The following is a 17,777-nucleotide window of genomic DNA, read 5'->3' on the forward strand; positions in this document are numbered from 1 at the left end:
ATCGGCTAGCGTGCCGGTCATGCCCGTCGCGGTCGTCACCGACTCCACCGCCTACCTGCCCCCCGACCTGGTCCGCGCACGCGGGCTCACAGTCGTCCCGCTCACAGTCGTCCTCAACGGCGCGGAAGGGCTGGAGGGCGTCGAGACCTCCCCGGCCGACGCCACCCGCGCGCTGAGCGGCCGGCGGGTCTCGGTGAGCACGTCCCGGCCCGCGCCCGAACAGTTCGCGCAGGTCTACCGCGCGCTGCTCGCCGAGGGCGCCGACGGCGTGGTGTCGGTGCACCTGTCCGCCGAACTGTCCGGCACCGTCGAAGCCGCCCGGCTGGCCGCCGCCGAGGTCGGCAACGACCGCGTCACAGTCGTGGACAGCCGATCCACAGGCATGGGCCTCGGCTTCCCGGCGCTCGCCGCCGCCGCGGCCGCCGCGCGGGGCGCCGACCTGACCGGGGTACGCGACGCGGCGCTGGACGCGGTCGCCCGGACCACCATCTACTTCTACGTCGACACGCTGGAGTTCCTGCGCCGGGGCGGCCGGATCAACGCGGCCGAGGCACTGCTCGGCACCGCCCTCTCGGTCAAGCCGATCATGCACATGCCGGACGGCGCGATCGTGGTCAAGGACAAGGTCCGTACCGCCAGCCGGGGCGTGGCACGCCTGGTCGACCTCGCAGTCGAGGCGGCAGGGGACGCCCCTGTGGACATCGCGGTGCACCACCTCGCCGCGCCGCAGCGGGCCGAGCAGTTGCTGGCGGCGCTGACCGAGCGGCTGGGCGACCGCCTGCGCGACACGTACGTCACCGAGGCCGGAGCCGTCGTCGCCGCCCACGCCGGACCCGGGCTGGCCTGCGTGGTGGTTCACCGCCGCACGCCCTAGGGTGGCCGGATGAGCCCCCTGTCGTACGTCGTCACCGGCGGCGGGCGCGGCGTCGGGCGGGCCGTCGTCGAACGGCTGGCCGCCGACGGTGGCACAGTGGTCGTGCTCGAGCGGGATACCGGCGCGCTGGACTGGCTGGTCCGGCATCCGCTCGCCGACCGGCTGCACGCCGTGACCGGGGACGCCGGCGACGAGACGGTCACCGGCCGGGCCGCCGACCGCGCCGAGGCGTACGCGCCGCTGGCCGGCTGGGTCAACAACGCCGCCGTCTTCCGCGACGCCGACCTGCACCGCGCGCCCGCGGGCGAGGTCGTCGACCTGATCGCGCTCAACCTGCGCCCCGCCGTGGCCGGGGCCGCCACCGCCGTACGCCGGTTCCTTGCGGCCGGGACCGGCGGCGCGATCGTCAACGTCTCCTCCCACCAGGCCCGCCGGGCGGTGCCGGGCGCCCTGCCGTACGCCACCGCGAAGGCCGCGCTGGAGGGGCTGACCCGGGCGCTCGCCGTCGACTACGGTCCCCGCGGAATCCGCGCCAACGCGGTCGCGCTCGGCTCCATCCACACCGAACGGCACGCCGCCTACCTCGCCGGGCTCGACCCGGAGGAGGCGGCGCACGTCGACGCGGAGATGGCCCGGCTGCATCCGGCCGGCCGGATCGGGCGTACCGACGAGGTGGCCGAGGTGGTCGCGTTCCTGCTCTCCGACCGCGCCTCGTTCGTCAACGGCGCGACGGTGCCGGTCGACGGGGGACGGGCGGTGCTCGGGCTGGACCCGGAGGCACGCTGACGTGACCATGCCCGCTGCCGGCGATCCGTCACCCGGGCACACCTAGCAGAGTCGGGGCTTGATCGGGTGCCTGTCCACAGTGCCCGTGCTGTCCACAGGCGAGGACTCACCGGCCGATGCGGGGCGAGCCGTCGCCGTAGCGTCCCGAGCCGTGCCAGACGACGAGGAGACGACGGTACGGCGGCGGCTCGCCCGGCTGTTCGGGTTCACGGATGCCGCTGCTGTTCCGCCGATCCCCGCCGACAGCTTGGGCGAGGCGGGTAGAGCGGAGCGGTCCTCGCGACGGCCGGGGCCGTCCCTGTCCGGGCCCGGTACCGTGTCCGGGCCCGGCAGCGTGTCCGGTCTCGGCCGCGTCTCCGGGCCCGGTCGCGTGTCCGGTCTCGGGGAAGCCGGGCCGGTCTTCGGGGCCGGTGCCGGCGCCGGGCCCGCCCTCGGCGCCCCCTGGCCCGATCTCCGAGCTCGGCCCGGGCCTGCTACGGACGAGATCGAGCCGGTTCCCGGCCTGCGCCCCGGATTTCCAGAGCACGACAGCGGGCGGGAGCATTCGTTCGGGACGGAGCCGGCCTCCGCCGATCCGGACGCCGACGGCATAGGCGACGCTCCGGCAACCGAGCGTGGGCTCGCGTCGCGGCTGCCCGGCCCCGGGGCGTTCGATCCCGGCCGCCGGGGCGTACGCGCGCTCGCGGCGGTGGCCGCAGTGGTGGTCGTGGCGGCTGCCGTCTGGGCGTGGCGCGCGCGTCCCAGCGCCGAGCCCGTCCAGCCGGTCGCGGCCTCCTCCGAGGCGCCGGTGAGTGCCACGACCGGCGCGGTTCCCGGAGCGCCGATGTCGGCGGGCTCACCCGGTCAGGTGGTCGTCGCGCTGGCCGGCAAGGTCCGGCGCCCCGGCCTCGTCCGCCTGCCGGCCGGCGCGCGGGTGGCCGACGCGATCGAGGCGGCGGGCGGTGCGCTGCCCGGCGTCGACGTGGCGCTGCTCAATCCCGCCCGCAAGGTCACGGACGGGGAGCTGATCCTGGTCGGCGTCACCGCCCCACCCGGGCAGGCCGTACGCGGCCCGGCGGCGGGCGGCGGTGCGCCGGGCGGCTCGGCGGCGCCCGCCGGCCTGGTCAACCTCAACACCGCGACGCTGGCCCAGCTCGACGCGCTACCGGGCGTCGGCCCGGTGCTCGCCCAGCGGATCCTCGACCACCGGGACCGCAACGGCGGGTTCCGGTCCGTGTCCGACCTGCGGCAGGTCGACGGCATCGGCGACGCCCGGTACGAGCAGCTCAAGGAACTGGTGACGGTGTGACCGCCCGTCGCGGACCGCGCCGGGCGCCGGATCGCCCCGGCCTCGCCGGTGAGAACGTCCCGAATCGAGTGGGTGCTGCGGCGATCGGCGCGGAGCGGGTGTTGCCCGGCGCTGCGGAGGGTGGTGAGCGTGGCCGGGGCGTTTCCGCAGCCTCCGGCACCACCGATGGTAAGGCGCCGGACCGCGACGTGCCCGACCTGCGGCTGGCCGGACTGGCGGTGGCTGCGTGGCTCGCCGCGCTGGCCGGGCTGCACCTGAGTGTCCGGTCGACCGTGTGGGTGGCCGCTGTCGCCGCCGCGCTGGCTCTGCTCACGGGCCTGCACCTGGGCGGCGTGCTGGGCCGGCCGAGCGCGACTGCCCGCCGCTACGGCTGGATCGCGGCCGCCGTACTGCTCGGTGTGCTCTGCGGCGCGGCGGCCACCGGCGCGCGGGTCGCGGTCCGCGACGCCGCCCCGATCCGCGCGCTCGTCACCGACAGTGCCCCGGTCACCGCCGAGCTGGTGCTGCGCGACGATCCCCGCCCGGTACGCGGCGCGCCCGGCCGGCCGCCGATGCTGCTGGTCCGAGTGGATCTGATCCGGCTCACCGGACCCGACGGCGTCCGGGTCACCGGCCCCGTACGCGCCCTGGTGCTGGCCACCGACCCGGCCTGGCGTCCACTGCTGCCGGGGCAACGGGTCACCAGTCGGGGGAGGCTGGCCGCCCCGCGCGGCGGCGACCTGACTGCCGCCGTGCTCTCCACCGCCGACCCGCCCACGCTGCGCGGCGACGCGTCGTGGCCGCAACGAGCGGCAGGGGTACTGCGGGCCGGGCTGCAACGGGCCTGCGAGCCGCTGCCCGATGCGCCGGGCGGGCTGCTGCCGGGTCTGGTGGTGGGCGACACCAGCCGGCTGCTGCCGGAGGTGGAGGAGGACTTCCGGGCCACCGGGATGACGCATCTCAACGCGGTGTCCGGCTCCAACGTGGCGATCGTCGTCGGAGCGGTGCTGCTGCTGGCCCGCTGGGCGCGCGCCGGTCCGCGTACCGCCGCCGTGCTCTGCGTCCTCGCGCTCGTCGGGTTCGTCATCCTGGTGCGGCCCTCGCCGAGCGTGGTGCGTGCCGCCGCGATGGGCGCGATCGGGCTCGCCGCGCTCGCCGCCGGGCGGTCCCGGTCGGCGCTGCCTGCGCTCGCCACCGCTGTCACCGGGCTGGTCCTGTACGACCCGGACCTCGCGGGCGACCCGGGTTTCGCGTTGTCGGTCTGCGCCACCGGGGGACTGCTGCTGCTCGCGCCGGGATGGCGGGACGCGTTGCGGCGCCGGGGCGTGCCGGCCGGGCTCGCCGAGGCGCTCGCGGTGCCGGCCGCCGCGCAACTGGCCTGCGGCCCGGTGATCGCCGGACTGTCCGCGACGGTGAGCCTGGTGGCGGTACCGGCGAACCTGCTCGCGGTGCCGGCCGTCGCGCCGGCCACCGTACTCGGCGTGCTGGCGGCGGTGCTGTCGCCGCTGTGGCCGGGCGGCGCGGAGTTCCTCGCCTGGCTGGCGAGCTGGCCGGCGCGCTGGCTGGTGGCGGTGGCCGCGTACGGCGCGGACCTGCCGGCCGGGAACCTACCGTGGGCGGGTGGGGTGGCAGGGGCCCTGCTGCTGGCGGCGGTGAGCGTGGCGCTGCTGCTCGCCTTCCGGCGACGCCGGGCGCGGCGGCTGATCGCTGTCGTCGTGGTGGCGGTGGTGCTCGGCGCGGTGCCGGTGCGGCTGCTCGCCTCGGGCTGGCCGCCGCGCGGCTGGGTGGTGGTGGCGTGCGCGGTGGGGCAGGGGGACGCGGTGGTGCTGCCGGTCGCCGCCGGCCGGGCCGTGGTGGTGGACGCCGGCCCGGACCCGTCCGGCGTGGACGCCTGCCTGCGCCGCCTGCGCGTACGCGAGGTGCCGTTGCTGGTGGTCAGCCACTTCCACGTCGACCACGTCGGCGGCGTGGCCGGGGTGTTCCGGGGCCGGCGGGTGGGCGCGGTGGTGGGTCCGTCCTGGTCCGAGCCACCCTACGGCGCTGCCCAGGTACGCGAGGCAGCCCGCCGGGCCGGTACGTCGCTCGCTGCGGTGCAGGCGGGCTGGCGGTGGCGGGCGGGCGCGGTGGACCTGGTCGCGGTCGGGCCGCCGTACCCGCTGCGGGGCAGCCGGTCGGATCCGAACAACAACTCGCTGGTTCTGGCTGCCACCGTGGGCGGGGTACGGATCCTGCTCACCGGTGACGCCGAGACGGAGGAGCAGCGGGCGATGCTGGAAACGACGCCGGCCGCCGCGATCCGGGCCGACGTGCTGAAGGTCGCCCACCACGGGTCGGCGTACCAGGCGCCGGAGTTTCTGTCCGCGGTACGCCCGGCGGTGGCTCTCGTGTGCGTGGGCGTCGACAACGACTACGGGCACCCCAACGCCGGGCTGCTGGACCGGCTGACCCGGGGCGGTGCGCGGGTGCTGCGTACCGACACCGACGGGGACGTCGCGGCGGTCCAGGCGGGTGGCGGTCTCGCGGTGGTGAGGCGCGGCGCCGAGTCGGGAGCGCCACGCTGAACCAGGGGGATCTTGTTGCGGTAGATGGGGAATCAAGTCAAATGTCTGGATTTGCGCTGTGTGCGGGCTGCGCCGTCACAGTCCCCGATGAGCAGGCCCGGCCGGGTCGGAGGGCGTGCGAGTATGGGCGACGTGACCCCCGCCGACCTGCCTCCTATTGTGCTCGTCCTCGGCGACGAGGAGCTGCTCGCCACGCGAGCGGTCACCGAAGCCGTCGCCCGGGCCCGCGAGGTCGACCCCGACGTGGACGTGCGGGAATACCAGGCCGGGACGCTCACCGTCGGCGAGATCGCCGAGATGCTCAGCCCGTCGCTGTTCGGCGGTCGCCGGGTGCTCGTGCTCCGCTCCGGCCAGGACGCCCGCAAGGACCTGTCCACCGCGCTGCTGGCGTACGCGAAGAATCCCGACCCGGACGTTCAGCTCGTGGTGCTGCACCTGGGCGGGGCCAAGGGCAAGGCGTTCGCCGACGGTCTGCGGGCGGCGGGCGCCACTGTGGTGCCGGCGGTGAAGCTCAAGGGTGACCGCGAGCGGGCCGCCTTCGTGCGGGACGAGATCCGCCGCATCGGCGGCAAGTGCACGCCCGACGCGGCCGACGCCCTGGTCGCGGCCGTCGGGAACGACATGCGTGAGCTGGCCGCCGCCTGCTCGCAGCTGGTCGCCGACACCGACGGGCGGATCGGCGCTGACACTGTCGCCCGCTACTACCGGGGACGGGCCGAGGTGACAGGCTTCACCGTCGCCGACGCGACGATGGTCGGTGACGTGCCGGGCGCGCTGGAGGCGCTGCGGTGGGCGCTGCACGTCGGCGTGGACCCGGTGCCGATCGCCGATGCGCTGGCCGACGGCGTACGGACCGTCGCCCGGGTCGCCGCCGCCGGCCGGGGCAGCGCGTTCCAGCTGGCCAAGACGCTCGGCATGCCGGCCTGGAAGATCGAGAAGGCCCAGGTACGCGCCCGGGGCTGGACGCCGGAGGGCCTGGTCGAGGCGATGCGGGTGGCAGCCGAGTGCAACGCGGCGGTCAAGGGTGGCGCCGACGACCGGGCGTACGCGCTGGAGCGGGCCGTGTTCTCTGTGGCCGCGGCCCGGCAGGGCGGCGCCCGGTGACCCGAGCGTGGTCGACGGTGGCCACGGACGAGGAGCGGTACCGTCCGCTCTACGCCCGGGTGCTGGGACTGCGCTTCGTCAACCCGGGTGGGGTGCTCTGCTTCCTCTTCTTCGAGGGCGCGGTGGCGCTGGCCGTGCTGCTCGCGCTCGCCGAACTGGTGAGCTGGTGGGCGGTGCTGGTGCTGCCGATCGCGGTGGCGGCGATGGTCAAGCTCAACGACGTGGTGGCCGAGATGGTCGTCCGCACCGCCGCGCAGGTGCCCGAGCAGGAACGGGACCGCTTCCGCCGCCAGATGGAGCCGGTGGTCGGGCGAGCCCGGGTGCCCACGAGCGCCCACGCACTCCCGGGCGGCGCGACGAGCGTCGGGTCGCTGCCGCGCGGCGCGGTGCCGCCGAGCGCCCGCGCGTGGCCGGGCGGCGCGACCACAGACTCCCGGGGCGTCCGCTACCACCACCCGCAACGCGCGACATTCGACCACCCGAACGAGCAGTAGCGGCCCCGCGCGCCGCGCGCTCCCGACGCCCCGCGTTGCGCCCTCCGGAGGACGCCCGGCGCTGCGCCTCCCGACACCGCGCCCCGCGCTCTCCCGGATGCCTCGCGTCGTGCCTTGCCCCGCAAGGGTGCAGCTCCCGCACCTCGTCGCCCGACACCGCGCACCGCGCCCTCCGGACGCCCCGTGCTGTCCCGCCGGAGCGACCGACCGCCGAAGACACCGCCGGGGCCAGATCACCCCGAGATCTTGGTACGAAATGGCCCCCAGAGGGGCCGAAATCGTCCAAGATCTCCGCGCACCGCGCACCGCGCACCGCGCACCGCGCACCGCGCACCGCGCACCGCGCACCGCGCACCGCGCACCGCGCACCGCGCACCGTAGCGCTGGTCAGGCAGAGAACGAGGCGACGCGCTTGGCGATCGCCGACTTCCGGTTGGCCGCCTGGTTCGAGTGGATGACACCCTTGCTGGCAGCCTTGTCCAGCTTGCGGGTGGCCTCACGCATGAGCACGGTGGCCTTCTCGGTGTCGCCCGCCTCGGCAGCCTCGTGGAACTTCCGGATGGCGGTCTTCAGCGACGACTTGACCGACTTGTTACGCAGCCGGCGCTTCTCGTTCTGCCGGTTGCGCTTGATCTGGGACTTGATGTTCGCCACGCGACAGCCTCGTCTTGATAGCTCGGGTTGGTCTGCTTACGCGCACGACGAGCATGCGTCATCGCCGCGCGAAAAGCCAGGCTACCAGGTCGGCCCCGGACGAGCCAAAACGCCTCCGCCCAGCCTGGTCGAGCGGCGCGCCACGTCGGGGAGGTGGTGGGGTCAGGGCCCGTGGGATGCCGCCACCTCGCCGAACTGGTGTGGATCAAGGGGCAGGGGTGGGGCGTGCCCAGGACCAGCCCCGGCGCTCGGCCAGCCAGCCGAGCGCCTGCTCCCCGCTCCAGCGCTGGTGGGCGCGCAGGTGCGGGGAGGCGGTGGACGGTCCGGCGGCGGCGCCGGTGAGGAAGTAGCCGGCCAGCGCGGCGAGCGTCACGTCCAGCGCATCAGCGGGCGCACCTGCCGTCGCCGGGTGGCCGGCGAACGCGGCGTCCGCGTCCAGGCCGCCGGCGTACGCGGTGAGCAGCAGCCCGGCCAGGTCGAACCAGGCCGGCCCGTGGCAGAGCCAGGGCCAGTCGCACAGCCAGGCCCGCCCGTCGGGGTCGATCAGGAGGTTGTCCACCCGCAGGTCGCCGTGGGCCAGTCCGGGGGCGGCGTCGGCGTACCCGGGCAGGCGCGACTCCAGCGCGACCAGCTCGGCCAGCGGAGCGCCGGCGGCCTGCTCGGGCAGCGGCTCGCGCCGGGCGGCCACCTCGCCCCACCAGAGGATGTCGTCGCGGGCCAGGTCCGCGAGGCGGGGGAGCCGGAGCGCGGCCAGCTCCGCGGGCGGTTCGGCGAGCGCGGCGGCCACCTGGGCGTACGTGGCGAGGGCGGCGTCCAGCTCGGCCGGCGCCCAGGGCAGCCGGGGGGTGTGACCGTCGATCGCGTCGAGCGCGAGTGCGTACCAGCCGGACTCGGTGAGCGCCCAGCGCGGCCGGGGCACCGGCAGGCCGGCCGGGAGCCGGGCCAGGATCGCTGCCTCGTGGGCGTACCAGTCGACCAGGTGCCGCTGCCCGTCGAGTGCCGCCGCCTTGACGAACACGCTCTCCCCGGCAGGGCCGGTCAGCACGGCGGCGAAGCCGCTGGTGAACCCGCCACCGGCCACCCGGACCGCCGCCGGCGGGCCGCCGATCCGGGCGGCCAGCGCGTCCCGCAGCCCGGCCGGCAGGTCGGCCCAGCCGGGCCGTACGGCCGTCGACCCGTACGGAACGGGCGGTAGGGAGATCGCGCGCACCGCATCATGCTGCCGCACCGCCGCACCGCCGCACCGCCGCACCGCCGCACCGCCGCACCGCCGCACCGCCGCACCGCCGCACCGCCGCACGTCGCACCGGCACGTCGGTGGGCTCTGCCAGACTGCCCACCATGAGGACCGACGAGTTCTGGCAGTTGATCGACGAGGCCCGCGCCGGCGCCGGGGGAGAGCCCGACGCGGTCGCCGCCCGGGCGGTCGCGCTGCTGGCCGAGTGCGACCCGGAGGAGATCGTCGGATACGCCCACCACCAGCGGCGGGTGCTCGCCGCCTCCTACAAGGTCGACCTGTGGGGCGCGGCCTACCTGATCAACGGGGGCGCCTCGGACGACGGCTTCGAGTACTTCCGGGGCTGGCTGATGACCCAGGGCCGGGCGGTGTTCGCGCGGGCGGTCGGCGACCCGGACGCGCTGGCCGAGCTGCCGCAGGTCCGGGCCGCCGCGCTCAGCGGCGAGGAGTTCGAGTGCGAGCAGATGCTGGCGGTGCCGTGGGACGCGTACCGGAAGGCCACCGCGTCCGACCTGCCGGCCGAGCGTGACCCGGTCCCGGTGCCCGATCTGAACGACTTCTGGGACTTCGACGACGAGGAGGAGGCCCGCCGCCGCCTGCCGAGGCTGGCCGCACTCTTCGTCGAGCCACCCGCGGAATAGTCGGGCCACCCCTGGAATAGCGGTGGAGTGAAGGGGGAGCCCGGGCGCGCCCCGGGCGACGTGGGACCATGGAGGGGGCCGGCGGCGCGCCGGCCCGCTCACGTCAGCCGACCAGAACGGACCGCTGTGCCACCGACGCTCGATCCCGGCGCGAACGCTCCTGGTGCCACCGACCCGGCGCGCATCCGGAACTTCTGCATCATCGCCCACATCGACCACGGGAAGTCGACCCTGGCCGACCGGATGTTGCAGCTCACCGGTGTGGTCGACCCGCGGCAGATGCGCGCCCAGTACCTGGACCGGATGGACATCGAGCGCGAGCGCGGCATCACCATCAAGAGCCAGGCCGTGCGGATGCCGTGGACGATCCGCGAGGGCGACCGGGCCGGTGAGACCGCCGTGCTCAACATGATCGACACCCCGGGCCACGTGGACTTCACCTACGAGGTGTCCCGTTCGCTCGCCGCCTGCGAGGGCGCGATCCTGCTGGTCGACGCCGCGCAGGGCATCGAGGCGCAGACGCTGGCAAACCTCTACCTGGCGCTCGAGAACGACCTGCACATCATCCCGGTGCTCAACAAGATCGACCTGCCGGCCGCCCAGCCGGAGAAGTACGCCGAGGAGCTGGCCCACCTGATCGGCGGCGACCCGGCGGACTGCATCAGGGTCTCCGGCAAGACCGGCGAGGGCGTGCCCTACCTGCTGGACGAGATCGTCCGGCAGTTCGTGCCGCCGGTCGGCGAGGCCGAGTCGCCGGCCCGCGCGATGATCTTCGACTCGGTGTACGACGTCTACCGGGGCGTGGTCACGTACGTCCGGGTGATCGACGGGCGGATCTCGGCCCGGGACCGGATCAAGATGATGTCCACCGGCGCCGTCCACGAGCTGCTGGAGATCGGCGTCATCTCGCCCGAGATGGTCAAGGCCGACGCGCTCGGCGTCGGCGAGGTGGGCTACCTGATCACCGGCGTGAAGGACGTGCGCCAGTCCCGGGTCGGTGACACCGTCACCATCAACAACAACCCGGCCAAGGAGGCCCTCGGCGGTTACAAGGACCCGAAGCCGATGGTCTACTCGGGGCTCTACCCGATCGACGGCTCGGACTACCCGAACCTGCGTGAGGCGCTGGACAAGCTCAAGCTCAACGACGCCGCGCTGGTGTACGAGCCGGAGACCTCCGGCGCGCTGGGCTTCGGCTTCCGCTGCGGCTTCCTCGGCCTGCTGCACCTGGAGATCATCCGGGAGCGGCTGGAGCGGGAGTTCAACCTCGACCTGATCTCCACCGCGCCGAACGTGGTCTACCGGGCCATCCAGGAGGATGGCGAGGAGATCGTGGTCACCAACCCGAGCGAGTACCCGACCGGCAAGATCGCCGAGGTGTACGAGCCGACGGTGCGGGCCACGGTGCTGACCCCGAACGACTACGTCGGCGCGGTGATGGAGCTGTGCCAGGGTCGCCGGGGCAGCCTGCTCGGCATGGACTACCTCTCCGCCGACCGGGTGGAGCTGCGCTACACGCTGCCGCTGGCCGAGATCATCTTCGACTTCTTCGACCAGCTCAAGAGCCGCACCAAGGGTTACGCCTCGCTCGACTACGAGCCCTCCGGCGAGCAGGCGTCCGACCTGGTGAAGGTCGACATCCTGCTGCACGGCGAGCCGGTCGACGCGTTCAGCGCGATCGTGCACAAGGACAAGGCGTACACGTACGGCACGACGATCGCGGCGAAGCTGCGCACGCTGATCCCGCGCCAGCAGTTCGAGGTGCCGATCCAGGCGGCCATCGGCAGCCGGGTGATCGCCCGGGAGACCATCCGCGCGATCCGCAAGGACGTGCTCGCCAAGTGCTACGGCGGTGACATCAGCCGGAAGCGCAAGCTGCTGGAGAAGCAGAAGGAGGGCAAGAAGCGGATGAAGATGGTGGGCCGGGTGGAGGTCCCTCAGGAGGCGTTCATCGCGGCGCTCTCGTCCGACTCCGGCGACGGCAAGCCCGCCGGCAAGAAGTAGCCGCCAGAGCCCACGAACCGGCCGGCGTCCCCTCGCAGGGGCGCCGGCCGTTCGCGTACCCAGGAAATTTTCAGCTGCTGGCAGCGCTCCCACCTGCGGGTTCGTCCCGGCCGGGGGAGCGGCGGCCGATGCCGCCGGTTTCGGTTTTCGATGCGTCGGGCACTTAGCGGGCACGACAGCAAACGCACAGAACGTGCGAAATCGCTTTAGGAGGACCGACCGTGGAGTTCACCGTCTGGGGCATCATCACCGCGCTCGTCGTGGGTCTGATCGTCGGCGCGCTGGGCCGGCTGGTCGTGCCGGGCCGGCAGAACATGCCGATGTGGCTGCACATGGTGATCGGTGTCGGCGCGGCGCTGCTGGGCACCGTCCTGGCCCGCGCGCTCGGCATCGCCACGCAGACCGCCGGCATCGACTGGGCCGAGCTGGCCGTGCAGGTCGTGCTCGCCGCCATCGCTGTGGCCCTGGTGGCCGGCGTCGGCCGCCGCCGCAGCGTCTCGCGTTACTGATCGACGCACCACGCGCCTCGACGGGCGCCCGGCCTCACCGGCCGGGCGCCCGTTGGCGTATTCGGGGCATTGAACCCCGTCGGTGTGCCGGGACCGCCCGCCGCGCCGGGTTTCGGGGAGAAGCAGCAGGTCAGGGTACGTCTGCACAATTCGTCATCGGAGTCGGTTTGGATTTCCGGGCGGTCGGGAACTTAGCGATCACGACAGTGAACACACAAAAACGTGTGACCGGATCTTAAGGAGGAGGGCGACCATGGAGCTCACCGTTTGGGGCATCATCACCGCGCTGGTCGTTGGTCTGATCGTCGGCGCGCTGGGCCGGCTGGTCGTGCCGGGCCGTCAGAACATGCCGATCTGGCTGCACATGCTGATCGGTGTCGGCGCCGCGCTTCTGGGCACGATCGTGGCCCGGGCCTCCGGCTTCGCCGAGACCGCCGGTATCGACTGGCGCGAGCTGATGCTGCAGGTGCTCTTCGCCGCGATCGGCGTGGCCCTGGTGGCCGGCGTCGGCCGTCGCCGCGGCGTCTCGCGCTACTGACCCCGCACCACGCGCCTCGACGGGCGCCCGGCCTCACCGGCCGGGCGCCCGTCGGCGTATGTGAGCCCTGAACTGCCCGGACGGCATCGATGTCGGCCGGGCCTCCGGCTGCGATACGGTCGCCTGTGCCCTCCGTCACGAACACCCCCTGTTGTAAAGGAAATTTTCCTACTAAGGTGCGGCGGAGAAGGTTAGTGCCAAACGGCCCTGAGGGAGATATGGCGTGAACAGGTGGAAGCGGCTGGCTCCGGTCACCGCCATCGTGGCGTCGGCCGCGTTGGTGCTGACCGCATGCGGTGGCTCCGGCGACGACGACAAGGCCGCCGACAACAGCAAGCTCACTGTGTGGATGATGGGTGAGGGCGGCGACGCCCAGACCAAGTTCCTCGACAGCGTCGAGGCGGAGTTCAAGAAGAAGCACCCCGAGACCGACGTCGTGGTGCAGTACATCCCCTGGCTCGAGGCGCCGAAGAAGTTCCAGGCCGCGCTCGCCGGCGGGGAGGGCCCGGACGTCACCGAGCTGGGCAACACCGAGACCCAGGGCTGGGCCGCGCAGGAGGCCCTGGCCGACGTCTCGGACAAGTTCAACGGCTGGTCCGAGGGCAAGGACATCCTGCCCGACCTGGTCAAGAACGCCCAGCTCGACGGCAAGCAGTACGGCGTGCCGTGGTACGCCGGCGTCCGCGCCGTCTACTACCGCACCGACTGGTTCGCCGAGGCGGGCGTGAAGACGCCGACCAACTGGGACGAGATGGTCGCCGCCGCGAAGGCCGTGCAGGCCAAGAAGCCGGGCACCTACGGCATCGCCCTGCCCGGCAACTCCGAGCTGCCGTTCTACTCCTTCCTCTGGGGTGCCGGCGGGGAGATCGCGACCAAGGAGGGCGACAGCTGGAAGTCCGGCTACAACACCCCCGAGGCGCAGAAGGCGGTCAAGTTCTGGACCGACCTGGTGACAGTGCACAAGGTCGCCCCGCCGGCCGCCGCCGGGTGGAACGAGGTCGACGCCCGTACCCAGTTCGCCACCGGCAAGGCCGCCATGGCGTTCGCCGGTAGCTGGCAGGGCGGCGCGATGAAGAAGGACAACCCCGACATCGAGAAGGTGTGGGGCACGTTCCCGATCCCCGGCCCGGACGGCAAGCCCGCCCCGGCGTTCGCCGGCGGCTCCGACATCGCCATCTGGAAGGACAGCGAGCGGCAGGCGCTGGCCTGGGACTACATGACCGTGCTGCTGAGCAAGCAGAAGGACAAGGAGTTCGCCAGCAGCCTCGGCTTCTTCCCGGTCTACCAGGATCTGGTGAGCAGCGGCGACTACGCCAGTGACAAGGTGATGGCCGCGTTCGCCACCGCCATCCAGAACACCAAGCTGACCCCGCTCACCCCGAAGTGGGTCGAGGTCAGCCGGACCAAGACGGTGACCCAGGCGATGAACAGCTCGGTCATCAAGGGCCAGAAGACGGTCGAGAAGGCCACCGCCGACGCGGCCACCGAGATGGAAAGCATCCTCAACGCCAAGTGACCACGCTGACCGAGGCCACCGGCGAGGCCGCCGCGCGGGAGACCCCCGCGCGGCGGCGCCGTCGCCGGGTGGACCACCTTCCGTACCTGCTCCTCCTGCCCTGCCTGGCGATCATCGCCGTGCTGCTGCTCTGGCCGCTCGGCCAGGTCGTGTGGATGTCCTTCCACAAGCTGGACAGCGTCCGGCAGCTGCGCGGCGACCGCGAGTGGCCGTGGGTCGGCCTGGCCAACTACGCGCAGATCCTCGGCGACCCGTTCTTCCGTACGGTGCTGCGCAACACGGTGCTGTTCGCGCTCGCCAACGTGGCGCTCACGATGATCCTCGGCACGCTGGTCGGGCTGCTGCTCAACCGCCTGGGCAAGAAGATGGCCACGTTCGTGGCGAGCTGCGTGATGCTCGCCTGGGCCACCCCGGCGCTGACCGGCACCATCGTCTGGAAGTGGATCTTCGACGACACGAGCGGCCTGGTCACCTGGCTGTTCAACAAGCTCCCGGACGGGCTCTCGACGGCGCTGTTCGGGCGCAGCGACTGGACCGGGTACGGCTGGTTCAACGACCCGCTGCTGTTCTTCGCCATCCTGACGCTCGTGGTGGTCTGGCACTCGTTCCCGTTCATCGCGGTGAGCGTCCTGGCCGGGCTCAAGAGCGTGCCGACGGAGTTGCAGGAGGCGGCCCGGGTCGACGGCGCCGGGCCGTGGAAGGTCTTCTGGTCGGTGACGTTCCCGGTCCTGCGGCCGGTCTTCGGCATCCTCGTGGTGCTCTCCACGATCTGGGACTTCAAGGTCTTCACCCAGCAGTTCGTGCTGGCCGGCGGCACCCAGGACCGGTCCACGTTCATGCTGTCGATCTACTCGTACGCGGAGGCGTTCTCACCACCGCCCAAGTACGGCCTCGGCTCGGCCATCGCGGTCATCCTCACCGTGATCCTGCTCGTGGTGACCGCCCTGTACGTCCGCATGGTGCTGCGGCAGGAGGACGAATGATGAAGAAGATCGCCCTCAACGGCGCGGGCCTGCTGGTCGCGCTCTTCGCCGCGTTCCCGGTCTACTGGATGGTGGCGACCTCGCTGAAGCCCAACCGGGAGATCTTCTCGTCCACGCCCCGGCCGGTGCCGGCGGAGCCGACGCTGGAGCACTACCGGGAGATCCTCACCGGCAACCTGATCCCGGGCGTCACGTTCGCCGACTTCTTCCTCAACAGCGCCCTCGTCGCGCTGGCGACGGTGCTGCTGAGCGGGCTGGTCGCGCTGCTCGCCGCGACCGCTGTGGCCCGGTTCCGGTTCAAGCTGCGCACCACGTTCCTGATCATGCTGCTGGTGGTGCAGATGATCCCGCTGGAGGCGCTGGTCATCCCGCTGTTCCTGATGATCCAGCGGCTCGGCCTCTACAACACGCTGCCCAGCCTGATCCTCACGTACCTCGCCTTCTCGCTGCCGTTCGCGGTCTGGATGCTGCGCGGCTTCGTCGCCGCGGTGCCGAAGGAACTGGAGGAGGCCGCCGCCATCGACGGCGCCAGCCGGGCCCAGACGTTCCGCAAGGTGCTGTTCCCGCTCGTCGCGCCCGGCCTGGTCGCCACCAGCATCTTCTCGTTCATCACCGCGTGGAACGAGCTGATCTTCGCGCTGACCTTCATGAACGACCAGCAGAAGTACACGCTGCCGGTGGCCATGACGTTCTTCTTCGGCCGGGACGACACCGCCTGGGGCTCGGTGATGGCGGCGTCCACGCTGTTCACCCTGCCGGTGATCGTCTTCTTCCTGCTGGTGCAGCGCCGGATGGTCTCCGGCCTCGTCGCGGGAGCCGTGAAGGGCTGACCCGGCGGGCCGGTCAGGCCGCGGCGAACACCTCGGCCCGCACCTCGGTGGCCGGGTCGCCCTTCACCCGGGCCCAGGAGCCCTGCGCGGCGGTCCACTCCAGGTTGCCGAAGCGGACCTTCTTCACGCCGTGATCGTCGGCGTGCGAGACCAGCCAGTGCGCGTACCGCCAGCCGTTGCGGTCGTCGCCCGCCGGCACGGTGAGCGCGGTCAGGTCCGTCGCAGTGGCCAGCCGGGGCAGCCCCCAGTCCAGCGACAGGCTCTCCAGCACGGCGCTGGCGGCAGCCGGCCCGCGCATCGTCGGCGGCGAGCTGACCGTGCAGGCCACCGCGCCGGTCGCGTGGCCGAGCAACGCGCGGGTGAGGACCTCCGACTCGTCCGCCCACTTCTGGTACGCCTCGGGGAACGCCGACCGCTGCACCCGCTGGGCGGCGTCGGTGATCCGCATCCGCTCCCAGCCCTTGACCTTCTTCAGCGCGGCGTAGAACTTGTTCGCCGCGTACCGCGGGTCCTGGATCTCCTCCGGGCTGCCCCAGCCCTGGCTCGGGCGCTGCTGGAACAGGCCGAGCGAGTCGCGGTCGCCGTGGGCGATGTTGCGCAGGTGCGACTCCTGGTAGGCGGTCGCCAGCGCCACCACCACCGCCCGCTCGGGCATCCGGCGCTGCATCCCGATGGCCGCGATGGTGGCCGCGTTCGCCATCTGGTCGGCGCCGAGCACCACCTCGCCGTCGGCCTTCACGGTGCAGGTCCGGCTGGCCAGGGGGAGCCGCAGGTGCTCGCCGAACTGCTTGGTCACGACGTAGACCGCGAGCAGTGCCAGCACGCACACCGCCACCCCAGATGCCACGATCGCCGCTCGCGTCCGCACCCGCACCCCCTGTCCCGACAGTCCGACAAGCGTACGTCCCACCCGCCACGGCGGGTCTCGGCCGACCGGCGGGCCCCGCGTCGGCCGGAGCGGCTCCCGCGGGGCCCGCCGCGAACCTCAGTCTCCGGCGGGCACCCAGGCGGCGGGACGCTTCTCCCGGAACGCCATGACGCCCTCGCGTCCCTCGTCGGAGAGGAAGTACCCGGTCGACAGGGCGGCCAACTCGGCGATCTCGGCCCGCAGGTCGGGACCGGCGGGCCGGCGCAGCAGCTCCTTCGCCCCGGCCAGCGCCCCCGGGGCGCCCTTCACCAGCGAGGCGCAGTAGCGCTCGACGGCGGCGTCCAGCTCGTCGGCCGGCACCGCTGCGGTGACCAGGCCGATCTCGGCGGCGCGGCGGCCGTCGAACGTGTCGCCGGTCAGGTACAGCTCGGCGGCGGCCCGCTGGCCCAGCCGGGGCAGCACGGTCGCCGAGATCACCGCCGGGATCACGCCGATCCGCACCTCGGTGAACGCGAACGTCGCCTCCTGCGCGCAGACCGCCAGGTCGGCGGCGGCGATCAGGCCCAGCCCGCCGGCCCGGGCCGGCCCGGCGACCTTCGCCACCACCGGCTTCGGGCACTCCCGCACCGCGACCAGCACGTCGCCGAGCATCCCGGCGGGCACCGTGCCGCTGGCGTACGCGGCGGCTGTCTCCTTCAGGTCGGCGCCGGAGCAGAAGACCGGGCCGGTGTGGTCGAGCACGATCGCGCGTACCGCGTCGTCGGCGACCGCGTCGGCCAGCCCGGCCAGCAGCTGGGTCATCAGGGGCGTCGAGAGCGCGTTGCGATTGTGCGGGCTGTCCAGGGTGAGGGTGGTCACCCCACGGGCCGTGGCGACTCGCACGAGAGCGTCCGGAGAGGTCATGCCGGGCA

Annotated in this window: 17 protein-coding genes; 13 read left to right on the forward strand and 4 right to left on the reverse strand. The window is 73.2% G+C overall.

Going from position 1 to position 17,777, the window contains the following annotated elements; all coding sequences use genetic code 11:
- Positions 1-19 precede the first annotated feature (19 nt).
- From IF06_RS0128155 to IF06_RS0128180, 6 genes are all read left to right on the forward strand, one after another.
- Complete coding sequence (locus IF06_RS0128155; protein WP_030274622.1) at positions 20-874, forward strand: DegV family protein; 855 nt, start codon at positions 20-22, stop codon at positions 872-874.
- Between the two features lie 9 nt (positions 875-883).
- Positions 884-1,660, forward strand: coding sequence for an SDR family NAD(P)-dependent oxidoreductase (locus IF06_RS0128160; protein WP_030274624.1), 777 nt, complete (start codon positions 884-886; stop codon positions 1,658-1,660).
- A 502-nt stretch (positions 1,661-2,162) separates the two neighbouring features.
- Positions 2,163-2,948, forward strand: coding sequence for a helix-hairpin-helix domain-containing protein (locus IF06_RS33320; RefSeq protein WP_412535509.1), 786 nt, complete (start codon positions 2,163-2,165; stop codon positions 2,946-2,948).
- A gap of 188 nt (positions 2,949-3,136) precedes the next feature.
- A complete protein-coding gene (locus IF06_RS0128170) occupies positions 3,137-5,488 on the forward strand; it encodes a ComEC/Rec2 family competence protein (protein ID WP_030274627.1) in 2,352 nt (783 codons plus the stop codon).
- 123 nt (positions 5,489-5,611) lie between these two features.
- Positions 5,612-6,592, forward strand: a complete 981-nt coding sequence (gene holA / locus IF06_RS0128175; RefSeq protein ID WP_013287990.1) for a DNA polymerase III subunit delta — start codon at positions 5,612-5,614, stop codon at positions 6,590-6,592.
- Positions 6,589-7,086 (forward strand): hypothetical protein, encoded by a 498-nt coding sequence (locus tag IF06_RS0128180; RefSeq protein ID WP_030274629.1) that lies wholly within the window; start codon positions 6,589-6,591, stop codon positions 7,084-7,086. The genes holA and IF06_RS0128180 overlap by 4 nt, the downstream gene beginning before the upstream one ends.
- Before the next feature lie 387 nt (positions 7,087-7,473).
- Here IF06_RS0128180 and rpsT read toward each other — a convergent pair whose 3' ends face one another.
- Positions 7,474-7,740, reverse strand: a complete 267-nt coding sequence (gene rpsT, locus IF06_RS0128185) for a 30S ribosomal protein S20 (protein WP_013287988.1) — start codon at positions 7,738-7,740, stop codon at positions 7,474-7,476.
- A gap of 205 nt (positions 7,741-7,945) precedes the next feature.
- Positions 7,946-8,950 carry an aminoglycoside phosphotransferase family protein gene (locus IF06_RS0128190; RefSeq protein ID WP_084588862.1) on the reverse strand — a complete coding sequence of 335 codons (1,005 nt, stop codon included), beginning with the start codon at positions 8,948-8,950 and terminating at the stop codon, positions 7,946-7,948.
- Between the two features lie 131 nt (positions 8,951-9,081).
- Between IF06_RS0128190 and IF06_RS0128195 the strand changes: the two genes are divergently transcribed.
- The 7 genes from IF06_RS0128195 to IF06_RS0128225 all read left to right on the forward strand — a co-directional run bounded on the left by IF06_RS0128195 (position 9,082) and on the right by IF06_RS0128225 (position 15,998).
- Positions 9,082-9,618 (forward strand): DUF4240 domain-containing protein, encoded by a 537-nt coding sequence (locus tag IF06_RS0128195; RefSeq protein WP_013287986.1) that lies wholly within the window; start codon positions 9,082-9,084, stop codon positions 9,616-9,618.
- Between the two features lie 126 nt (positions 9,619-9,744).
- On the forward strand, positions 9,745-11,622 hold the full coding sequence (gene lepA / locus IF06_RS0128200) for a translation elongation factor 4 (RefSeq protein WP_013287985.1): 1,878 nt from the start codon (positions 9,745-9,747) through the stop codon (positions 11,620-11,622).
- A gap of 221 nt (positions 11,623-11,843) precedes the next feature.
- On the forward strand, positions 11,844-12,131 hold the full coding sequence (locus tag IF06_RS0128205; protein WP_013287984.1) for a GlsB/YeaQ/YmgE family stress response membrane protein: 288 nt from the start codon (positions 11,844-11,846) through the stop codon (positions 12,129-12,131).
- A gap of 253 nt (positions 12,132-12,384) precedes the next feature.
- Positions 12,385-12,669, forward strand: coding sequence for a GlsB/YeaQ/YmgE family stress response membrane protein (locus IF06_RS0128210; protein ID WP_013287983.1), 285 nt, complete (start codon positions 12,385-12,387; stop codon positions 12,667-12,669).
- A 223-nt stretch (positions 12,670-12,892) separates the two neighbouring features.
- Positions 12,893-14,185, forward strand: a complete 1,293-nt coding sequence (locus IF06_RS0128215; RefSeq protein ID WP_013287982.1) for a sugar ABC transporter substrate-binding protein — start codon at positions 12,893-12,895, stop codon at positions 14,183-14,185.
- Positions 14,182-15,168, forward strand: coding sequence for a carbohydrate ABC transporter permease (locus tag IF06_RS0128220; protein ID WP_013287981.1), 987 nt, complete (start codon positions 14,182-14,184; stop codon positions 15,166-15,168). The genes IF06_RS0128215 and IF06_RS0128220 overlap by 4 nt, the downstream gene beginning before the upstream one ends.
- Entirely contained in the window at positions 15,165-15,998 is an 834-nt protein-coding gene (locus tag IF06_RS0128225) for a carbohydrate ABC transporter permease (protein WP_030274633.1), read from the forward strand. The genes IF06_RS0128220 and IF06_RS0128225 overlap by 4 nt, the downstream gene beginning before the upstream one ends.
- Positions 15,999-16,011: 13 nt before the next feature.
- On the opposite strand, the gene IF06_RS0128230 is transcribed toward IF06_RS0128225, so the two are convergent.
- Positions 16,012-16,872 carry a hypothetical protein gene (locus IF06_RS0128230; RefSeq protein ID WP_030274634.1) on the reverse strand — a complete coding sequence of 287 codons (861 nt, stop codon included), beginning with the start codon at positions 16,870-16,872 and terminating at the stop codon, positions 16,012-16,014.
- A 111-nt stretch (positions 16,873-16,983) separates the two neighbouring features.
- Positions 16,984-17,769 carry an enoyl-CoA hydratase-related protein gene (locus tag IF06_RS0128235; RefSeq protein WP_013287978.1) on the reverse strand — a complete coding sequence of 262 codons (786 nt, stop codon included), beginning with the start codon at positions 17,767-17,769 and terminating at the stop codon, positions 16,984-16,986.
- Positions 17,770-17,777 lie beyond the last annotated feature (8 nt).

This window comes from Micromonospora globosa, assembly GCF_000717585.1.
Classification (GTDB): domain Bacteria; phylum Actinomycetota; class Actinomycetes; order Mycobacteriales; family Micromonosporaceae; genus Micromonospora; species Micromonospora aurantiaca.